Origin of the sequence: Pseudoroseomonas cervicalis ATCC 49957 (assembly GCF_000164635.1) — a bacterium.
Classification (GTDB): Bacteria; Pseudomonadota; Alphaproteobacteria; order Acetobacterales; family Acetobacteraceae; genus Pseudoroseomonas; species Pseudoroseomonas cervicalis.
In genome coordinates, this window is record NZ_GG770797.1 from 1 (window position 1) to 1,573 (window position 1,573).

General features: G+C 75.0%; 2 protein-coding genes. Both read left to right on the forward strand.

All coding sequences use genetic code 11. The features are described 5' to 3' along the window. On the forward strand, positions 1-833 hold an 833-nt coding region (locus tag HMPREF0731_RS19085; RefSeq protein ID WP_007005849.1), incomplete at its 5' end, for a glycosyltransferase family 2 protein. Further along, positions 826-1,573: glycosyltransferase (locus HMPREF0731_RS19090; RefSeq protein WP_040614035.1), on the forward strand; the 748-nt coding region annotated here is incomplete at its 3' end. The genes HMPREF0731_RS19085 and HMPREF0731_RS19090, both read left to right, overlap by 8 nt.

Consider the following 1,573-nt stretch of genomic DNA (forward strand, 5'->3'; position numbering starts at 1 on the left):
CGCTGGCGCGGGAGGAGCTGCGCCTGGGCCAGCCGCCGGAGGCGCCCCGCGCCAGCCTGGTCATCCCGCTCTATGGCCGGCTCGACTTCATGGCCTTCCAGGCGGCGCTGTTCAGCCAGGGCGGCGTCGCGGCGGACGAGCTGATCTACGTGCTCGACAACCCGGCCCAGGCGGCGGAGGCGGCGCAGCTCGCCCGCTCCGTGCAGGCGCGCTTCGGCCTGCCGCTGCGGCTGCTGCTGCCCGGCCGGCGGCAGGGCTTCGGCGGCGCCAGCAATCTCGGCCTGGCGGCGGCGCGCGGGCGGCATGTCTGCTTCCTCAATTCCGACGCCTTCCCGGCCGACACCGGCTGGCTCGACCGGCTGGTGGGCGATCTGGAGGCGGATGCCCAGCTCGGCGTGGTGGGGGCGCGGCTGCTCTTCGCCAATGGCACGCTGCAGCATGACGGCATGTGGTTCGTGGCGCAGCCGGATTTCGCCGGCTGGCCCTTCCCGCGCCATCTCGGCAAGGGGCTGCTGCCGCCGCCGGCCGAGCCCGATCTGGTCGATGTGCCGGCCGTCACCGGCGCCTGCATGGCGCTGCGACGGGAGGTGGCGGTGGCGCTCGGCGGCTTCGACCCCGGCTATGTCATCGGCGATTTCGAGGATGCCGATCTGTGCCAGCGCGTGCTGGCGCGCGGCCTGCGCTGCCGCATCGACCGGGCGGCGCGGCTCTGGCACCTTGAGCGCCAGTCCCAGGGCAGCGGCGCCGAGCCCTGGCGGATGAACCTGACCCTGCTGAACGCCGCGACCTTCGCCGGACGCTGGCAGGAGCATATCGAGACCGCGCATGGATGAGACGCTCCCCGCGGCCGGAGGCCGCGTCCTGGTGATCGGCGCCGAGCCGGGCCGGGCGCCGGTGCCGGCGCAGGCCGCGCTCGACCTGCATTCGGCGCTGCGCGCCGCCGGGCGCGACAGCCTCTGCCTGATGACCGCCCCCGCCGCGGCGGCGCCGCTCGGCGTCGACCTGTTCCAGGGGGCGGCGGCGGGAGTGTTCTTCCACCGCCAGCCCTGGGTCGATCCCTTCTTCCTCTCCTGCCCCGAGGCGGGCATCCCGGCCGCGCTGTCCACCCTGCTGCGCGACTGGCGGCCGGATGTGGTGCATCTGCAGCACCCCGCCAGCTTCGGGCTGGAGAGCCTGCTGACGCTGCGCCGCGCCCTGCCCCGGGCGCGGCTGCTGCTGACGCTGCACGACCACCTGCTGCCCTGCGGCGATGAGCCGGCGCCCGCCCTGGCGCTGCTGGAGGAGAGCGCGGCGCCCGAGGCATCGCGCGGCTTCTTTCCCGATCGCACGGCGGAAGATGTGCATCTGCGCCGCCTCGTCGCGCTGCGCTTCCTGGGCGAGCTGGACGCGCTGCTCTGCCCCGGCGCCTTCAGCGCCGCGCGCCATGCCGAATGGGGCGTGCCGGCGGAGCGGCTGCATGTGCTGCCCGCCCTGCCGCCATCACCTATCTCGGCGCGCAGACCGAGTATCATGTCGAGCAGGACGGCACGCCGCTGCTGGTGGCGCGGCCGACCCCGCCGCCCGGCGACCCGAT